An 8,648-nucleotide genomic window follows, 5' to 3' on the forward strand; every position below is an offset into this window, starting at 1 on the left:
CTACTGGGTTGAATATGGGGGTTGGTTCTGGGGCGGGTGTGGGTGTTGGTGGTGTTGGTTCTGGGGCGGGTGTTGGTTCGGGTGCAGGGACGGGTGGTGTTGGTGTTGGTGGTGTGGGTGTTGGTTCCGGCGCGGGTGTTGGTTCTGGCGCTGGTGTTGGTTCCGGCGCAGGGACGGGTGGTGTTGGTGTTGGTGTTGGTTCCGGCGCGGGTGTTGGTTCCGGCGCGGGTGTTGGTTCCGGCGCAGGGACGGGTGGTGTTGGTTCCGGCGCGGGCGCGGGTGTTGGTTCCGGCGCAGGGACGGGTGGTGTTGGTTCCGCTGCGGGTGTTGGTGTTGGTGGTGTCGGCACCGGTATCGGCGCGGGTGTCGGTGTTGGTGGTGTCGGCACCGGTATCGGCGCGGGTGTCGGCACGGGTATCGGTTCCTTAAGGGGAATGAGAGAGACAGTGGCGACTGCCGCACTGGTAGCGCCGAGGTTATCTGTAGCGCTGTAGGTGAAGTTTGCCCCTGTGAAATTGCCGGACGCCTGGAAAAACAACTGGGTAATTTGCTCGGCTGTCAGGGTTTGACCTGCCGTGACCCGCACTCCTTGGCTGGGATCACCCAAGAACAGCGTGCCTTCATTGGCTGGTGGTAAGGTGTTTACGGTAAAGGAAACCACCGTCCCGTCTGGGTCGGTTCCTCCGAGTCCGGGGATGTTCACGGTTGTTTCCACCAACAAAGCGACGCTGGAGTTGTTGGCGACGGGTGGCCCGTCGGTGGGAGGTAATAGTCCTCGCAGGGAGGCTGTAGCGGGGGCTGGACTAATGGCGCCGCGGCTGTCTGTGGCGCTGTAGGTAAAGTTGGTGGCTGTGAATTCGCTGGTTGCTTGGAAGAATAACTGGCTGATTTGAGTTGCGCTAAGTCTTTGGCCTGCCGTGACCCGGAGTCCCTGGCTGGGATCGCCCAAGAATAGGACACCTTGATTTGCTGCCGGCAGGGTGTTGATAGTGAAGAATTCGATCGAGTCGTCGAGGTCTTTTGCCGTGAGCCCTGTGAGGTTGACTGTGCTGTTTGGCGCCAGTGTCTTGCTGAAGTTTGTCGGTACCGGCGGGTAGTTGAACGCCAGTGAGACCAGAGAAACGGTGGCTGCAGGACTGATGCCACCGAGATTGTCCCTGCTGCTGTAGGTAAAGTTAGCCCCTGTGAAATTGCCGGCCGACTGGAAGAATAACTGCGTCATTTGCTCGGCTGTCAGGGTTTGACCTGCCGTGACGGCGACTCCCCCGGTTGCGGGGTCGCCCAAGAACAGGATGCCTTGATTTGCCGGCGGCAGGGTGCTGATGGTGAATGCAACCACTGTGCCGTCTGAGTCTCTGCCTCCGATCCCGCTAATTTGGACAACGCTGTTGGGCCCGATCGCCACATTGCTGCTGTCGGCTGACGGAAGCTTGTTGGGTGAAGGCGGAGCGAGTAAAATGGCGGTGGTGACAGTGGCTCTGGACTCGGAACCGTTGTTATTGCTGGGGTCGGGATCGAAAGTGGTCGATCGACTCTGGGAAGTATTGCTAATGGTGCCGATCGCTGGAATGACTACTGTTACCTCGCGGTTGATGTTGCTGCCGCTAGTCAAACTGCGAATTGTTGGGAAGGTGACAACCCCTGTCACTGGGTCGTAAGTGCCGTTATCGGATGCGCTGACTCCCGTTAAACCGGGAATGATGCTGTCTGTAATCACTACGTTTTCAGCAGCATTCGGCCCATTGTTGGCGGTAGTTATAGTATAAGTCACGGAACTACCCGCAGGAGCAGATGTGAGACCGCTCTTGGACGTAACCAAGTCGGCGCGGGCTGCCTCGATCGCAGTAACGACTCGCCCCCCCGCCTGACCGGGCAATGCGACTGTCGAGCCGTCGTTATTCGTCAAGTCCGGGTCAAAAGTGTCCGATCGACTCAAGACAATGTTGGTGATGCTCGTCAGGGTAGACGGCGGTACAAAAGTCAGGCTGCGGGTGACGCTGCTGCCGCTGGCTAAAGTCGCGATCGCTGGGAAATCGATCGCCCCTGTGGCAGGATTGTAGGTTCCGCCATCGGACATCCTGACATTAGTTAAGCCGGGAATTAGGCTGTCGGTGATGACTACGTTGGTCGCGGGACTAGGCCCGTTGTTGGTAGTAGTAATTGTATAAAGTAGCGTGTCGCCCACCTCGATGCTGGCCGGAGCCGTTTTTTGGGTGACAATATCGGCCACAGCCTCGATCGAGGTAATGACGGTGGCGTTGGGGTTTGTACCGTTGTTGTTGGCAGGAGTGGAGTCGGGAGTGATGGAGGTACTTCTGGCCGTGTTGCTGATGGAAGTTAGGGTGGGCGGCACTGTGAAGCCGATCGTCCGGGTGACTGTCTCCTTATGGGCTATTGCCACGGGCGCAAAGGTGACAATCCCCGTCACTGGATCGTAAACGCCACCGTTAGATGCCGTGACTCCGGTTAACCCCGGAACTATGCTGTCAGTGATGGTTACAGCTTCTGCTGGACTCGGCCCTAAGTTGACTGTGGCGATCGTATAGCTGACCGAACTACCGGCAGTAGCACTCGTAGATCCGGTTTTCGTGGTAACAAGATCCGCGTTGGGCGCAATACTTGTCGTAACCGTAGAGTTAGTGGGAGTGCCGTCTTTGTTGGTCGCCCAGCCGTTGTTGTTAGTGGCGATCGGATCGAAAGTCGCCGCGCTACTCCGGGCCGTGTTGCTGATGGCGGTAAGGGTGGCTGGGGCAATGAAACTGACGGTGCGGGTCGCAGTAGCTGCATTTGCCAGGGTTGTCAATGCTGGGAAGGTGACAATGCCGGAAACTGGGTCGTAACTCCCCCCATCCGATACGCTGACTCCTGTTAAACCCGGAATAATGCTGTCCGTGATGGTCACATTGGCAGCGGGGTCTGGCCCCATGTTAGTCGTAGTCAATGTGTAGGCGACGCTTGACCCGGCCGAAGTAGTCACAGGCCCACTTTTGGTAGTAACTAAATCTGCGACTGTATCGACAACAGTGGTAAAGACTACACCAGGCCCCTCGATTTGCCCAGGCGCGAGTACACCGCTGTTGTTGCCCAGATCGGGGTCGAAAGTCGAGCTATTGCTGAATGCAACATTGGCAAAACTGCTACCGCTGGTTAAACCGGGCGGCAAATCAATAGTCAGGGTGTAAGTCAAAGTCTCACCCGCATTGAGAACCGGAATTAACGGCCAGGTGACAGCTTTCGTTTCGTTCACATAAGTGCCATTGTTGGAGGCAGTGAGAACCGGCGGCAATCCCCCCGGACGCAGCATTTCAAAAGGTATTTCGTCTTGAATCAGGACATTTGTAGCGGGCGCTGGCCCCCTGTTTACAGTAGTAATCGTGTAGGTAATGCTGCTTCCGGGCTTGACGAACTGCGGGCCGGTCTTGATAGTGGCAACCTCAGCGGTGATACTGGGAGGATTGATAGTTTCAACTACCAGGTTTTGAAGTTCGTGAATGTTGTTGGCGCTTCCTGTGGAACTGCCAAAACCAAATTTCAAAATTGGCGGTACCCGGCCGTTTTCGGTGGCCAAGTTGCGGATGTCGATCAATGTAGTTTCGTAGATGTCGTCGAAATTTGCATCGAAGGCCACGGTGAGGCGAGAGGGATTGACCGGATCGTTAGATGGATTCAGTGTAATTTGAACGGATCTTTTGGCTAAATTGCGATCGCTCGTGAACGTATTGCTGAAATTAAAACTGGTGCCGGGAGGGCCGATAAAGTTAATACTCGTAGGAATGTTATCGATGCCGAAGGGAACGATCGCATTTGTTAAAAACCGATAATCGTTTGCTTGATTTCCTCTAACAGTTACTGAATCTGGTCTGAAAGAACCAATAGAGGAGCCGGGAATCGGGGGTGGCTCAGGACCCGACCGCCCTTCTGTGGATGTTGAAAAATTGCCAAACTCGTCAAGCCCAATGCCTAAATAACCTCCCTCAATACCGGGTATACCCGTTCGTGGAGCGTAAGCGACAGAACCGCCATAACCCCCAGTCCTTGTTGGGCTAACAGTGCCGTCAATCAAGAAGAAACCCAGCCCGTCCCCTGGCTGAGGGCTAATAAATGGTTGCGGAGCATTAGCTTGCTCCCTTGAACCGTAAGAATAAAAATCAAACTGGACTCTGAGACCGTCGGTTGAAGGAATGGGGTTGTTGTAGATGACGAAGGCTTCCCGAAGGTTTACTGCTGGAGTTAATCGCAGAGCGCCATCGCCGGGAGTTGCACCGCCCAAAGCCGGAAGTACGCCGGATACTGTGCCTCCGGTAATGCCGGGGATAAGTTGATCGGCTGCTGGATCGTTGCTGCTGGGATCGAACAGTGCCCCGTCATTTCCCCCGTAAATCCAAGGCCCCCTAACTGTGGAGTTTTTGAAAGTTTCGTTAACTAATGTGCCGAGGGCGTAAGGGTAGGCTTCGAGGACTTCTTTTTCAATGGCGATTCTCGCCTTTATTTCCCCTGTCGCAAATTTTAATTGCCAGTCGCCGCCGAGGGCCGCACTCCCCGTCAAGTTGTCGGAAGCTGCAATATCTGCACCGACCATCAAGCTTAGCTGCCGCACGAAGGCTTCGCCGCTTTCCCCCGCTGCGACGCTGCACCCGAATAACAAGATATCTCCTCTCTCGCTGAGGGCTTTTCTCCACTGCTGTAACGAATGGCTGTAGGTTTGTAGGTTGTCGTTGCAGAGTTCGATCGACCCTAGCTGCACCAGAGCTTCTCGACCGTGAGAAACTATCTGAAGGCTGTCTAAATCGCTGCAATTAGCCAAAATTCTAGTAATTTGCTCGACTCCATCCCCCGTCGAGTTCAGTACAAATACCTCTGTATCGGCTGTTGCTCCTCTTGCCAAGCTCTCGCAGTTCTCTACTCTGGCATCGAGAAACAGTACATTTTTTACAGTCCGAGGGGGCAACCACGGGGGGTTTTCCCTTACGGTTGCTCGTAAAAATTCTCTGTGGGGATGCCCAATTCTCGTGCCGCCACGAATTTTCTGGGACAGGGGCAACCACGGGGGGATTGCCCCTACTGTTTTTACTTGTTTTATTGGTTTTTTCTGATGATAAGTTACTGTTGTTCGGGATTTTGCGCCCCCAATCCTTGTGGTGGACTCACCTATTTTTGGGGCGATAAAAATTGGTTTGTTGCAGATGCTTTGCATGGTAAAATAGTCTCACTAATTGTATATGATATACCCATTTCCCGATGATTATTATCACCTATTTAAAAGGCTTAATTGCAGAGTAAGAGGCTCTGCTGCTTGACTTAGATTCAGAGCAAAAAGCCAATTTTACTCAGCACAAAGCAGTGCTATATGAATATTTAATAGCATTGCAAATAGCGCCGGCAGAAGAACTGAGGATTTGGTGTTTAAATCCCAATAATCTCTCTATCGGGTGATATTTTGCCTTCGACTTTTTTCTTTTAGGATCGCGAGTGTATCTGTTACACAGCTCTTACCTCGCGCAGTAGATAAGAACACGAGTTCTCAAGAATTTACTTGATGAGCTTTTCTGTACCTCGTCTAATGCACTTTACTTGGCAGATAAAACTCACTATTTCTAGACGTATAAACCTGGTTTGAGGGACGAAAAGACTTCTTTGCAGCCCTCGCTCCCGGTAAACAACTCGGTTTCTTTGGTTTGGCTGTGCAAGCCCTGTTCACCAGAAAACGAGCGAGAAGCCCCTGGCTTTAGACATGGGGAGGAAAGCGGCTGCGACTTCAGTCGCCTTGAATTAAAATCCATAGGAATAGCCATCTTTTTTGTGAATAGATTTGCAATATTTATGACTAATTCCTGCTACTCTTCCCGTCGTTGTGGCGATGTCGAACGAACCGGATGCGCGGCAAAGAATTCGTCCCACATAGGTGCCGACCTTCTTGCCTGCTGTGACGGTAGCGCTGACAATATCGCCAGTTTGAAAGCCGAAATGGATTTGCTTTCTCGACTTGTGACGAATTGGGAAGCCAAACTTATCTGTGCCGCACATTTGTCGAGTACCGTGTCCTGCTGCCTTAATTAGCAGCGGTTGAGAAGTCAGCACTTTTAATTCTTCGACTTTGCCGACACAAGCAGCATCTAACCAGTGAGTTTTAGCTAAATTTAATCGAGTGCGGTTGAACTTTGTTAGACCACCACTGCCTGTAGAAACAAGCAAGCCATTCATACGAAGTCGGTTAAATAACGCCCAGCGAGTTGAATTGACTGCTGCTGCGTCTTTTAAAGACCGCTTTGCTTGAGATAGAATTCGCTTCAAAATTTCTGGCTTTTTGGAGAGGAATTGCTCAATATCTTGAGTTCCCTTCCGAGTATTACAATTTTCGCAAGCAAGGCAAAGATTAGAAATACGATTAGATCCGCCTTTGGCTTTGGGATGAATGTGTTCGACTTGTAGCGGTGTATCCGTAACTCCACAATACGCGCACTTCCTATCCCATTTATTCAACAAGTATTCGCGGATTTCGTAACCACATAAAACGCCTTGCTGGTACTCCAGTCCACTAATTTCTGGATTTTCTAGTCGTTGTAAGTCGAATCGCACAAGTTCTTGAGCAATAGAACTAATGGGAGCGACTTTCATTAATCTAGTTACCCATGTCAGGATTGTTTCGACACGATGTTGCAAGCTTGGAGCCAGCCATCCTTTAGGGCAAGTTCTATTTAGAAATCTAGCCTTTCGATAACGAGTATGGCGATTTCTCCTGCCTCTACGCAGTGAACGGCGAGACTCCAAACAGGCTTTAATTGATTGACCTCGGTGAGTTAGTTCTGCACCAAAGATTACGTTTTCTCCTTCGACTAATGCAAGGCCCGTGGTTTTGGAGCCAGGATCTATTTTAAGAGTGATGGGTTGTTGGGATACCGTTACCTCTACTTTGAGAATTAGCGTGAATGGATACCTTTTGAAAACAGCAGCTTTGCCAGTGGTTAGCAATTTACGAGCCATTCCTGGGCGGATTGGATTGAGCGGTCGTTTTTGGGTATCAAGTACAAAAACGAAATTAGACATAAAGTCCTCCATTGCTGGGTAAAGTTCGCTTCGAGAATGTTTTATGAGCTTGTTGTGTCAAAAGCACTGGTTTAACCCCGTTAAGCCTGTTTAACTTTTGGCGATAGAGCGGAAAACTAGCGTCGCATTCTCCGGTATCATGACTCAAAAAACGGAGGTCTAATCCTGTCTCTGGTAAGGTTCGAGCTTTCTTCTTGAACCGCTCGGAACGAGCCGGACTTCCCAAAAGCCCCCGCTTTTAAGCGTGGGGTTCCTTACAATAGCAACCACACATTAATTAGGGAGTGATAGCCGTCACATAATTATGGCGACTGTGCCCGAAGTGTTATTCAACTGATATCTTTTACCATTCTCAATAACCATTCTATGGGGGGTTCTCCTGCCCAGCCCATAAGAAAATTCACTTGTTGTGGAACAGGCCAGAAAGCCTATTCTTGAAAATGGTGCAACATATGAGATTCAATTGAAATTGGCATACCCTGTATCGACGAAGCTTCTTAAAAATTCATGACTTGGAGTCTGGACATAGCAATCTAGGTTTGAGACTGTTTCGCTACGATCGCAAAAACAGATTAGTGCTCCCCACAAGCAAATTCTCAAACTGTCAAGAAACGAGTCTTCGAGCTGGTTTCTGTTTAAGATAAATGCTCGGGACAATGTTTCGTGCAGAATTTTTCATGATGTTTTGGAGAAACGGATTTGGAGATGTGCGCCTCAGCTATTTACGATTTTTGTTGGCTAATTTTCTTAACTGCAGGAGTTACGCTCAGGAGACAGGAAAACCAATTTATGACTAGATTTCTCGTCGTCTAACCAAAATTTATCATCTAAACCTGGTTTCTGATCGTAAGTCATCAACTAGAAAAACACCGATCGCAATCTGCCAGTTATGGCAACTGTAACCAAGCAATAATGCTTGATTAGGTTTTACGTGCTGAGTTTGGGCGTGGGTCGTCCAAAACAAGCTTCAACAATAATCCTTACACGTAAGTACATATTAACTCATTGATTATTACATCCGCAAATAGACGTAGATACAAGCACCAATATAAGCTATATCTTTTCACCGCGAGCGTCAAGGGTTCGGGCTTGGTAGTACCGACAATCTTGACAGGGCCCAGAAGGATTGACAGCGCAGCGAATGTAATTAGAGCGGGCGTTATACTCGCAAGTGATATCGCCGATCGAATAACCGAGGCTTTGGATGTAAGTGCGATCGGCAGTTGGTAGTTGAGTTCGGATTGGTCTATTCGCTACCGCAAGTCTGGCGGCTGCAATTCTATCGCGGGCTTGGCTCTGGGCATAGCGCATCACCCACAAAGACAGCAGCGAGGGAGCTAAACCTATGAAAATAATTAGGAGAGCAGTTAGCACTTTTTCAGAGCTGATGTGGAGAATATGTTTTTTGATTTAGGCGATGGCAATAGAAAATCCTCGCCTAAAAGACGGTTTTAAATAAGAAAAGTTCCCGATCAATTCTCAAACTAGGCCGCCCCTGTGTTAACCGTTAGCTGGCTGCTGAGGAGGGCGAATTAAATAACTTACAATTTTAATTGTTATTGTGGGATGGGCGTCCCGCCCGTCCAAAAAAGACGGGCGGGACG

At 50.4% G+C, this 8,648-nt stretch carries 3 protein-coding genes; all 3 read right to left on the bottom strand.

The window, feature by feature from the left end:
• A partial coding sequence (locus QUB20_RS27360) for a DUF4347 domain-containing protein (protein WP_333291797.1) occupies positions 1-4,885 on the bottom strand: 4,885 nt, incomplete at its 3' end.
• Between the two features lie 884 nt (positions 4,886-5,769).
• A complete protein-coding gene (gene iscB / locus QUB20_RS27365; protein ID WP_333251127.1) occupies positions 5,770-7,044 on the bottom strand; it encodes an RNA-guided endonuclease IscB in 1,275 nt (424 codons plus the stop codon).
• A 1,053-nt stretch (positions 7,045-8,097) separates the two neighbouring features.
• On the bottom strand, positions 8,098-8,418 hold the full coding sequence (locus QUB20_RS27370) for a DUF6464 family protein (RefSeq protein ID WP_333251129.1): 321 nt from the start codon (positions 8,416-8,418) through the stop codon (positions 8,098-8,100).
• Positions 8,419-8,648: the final 230 nt, after the last annotated feature.

The sequence above is a fragment of the Microcoleus sp. B4-C2 genome (assembly GCF_036705265.1).
Lineage (GTDB): Bacteria > Cyanobacteriota > Cyanobacteriia > Cyanobacteriales > Microcoleaceae > Microcoleus.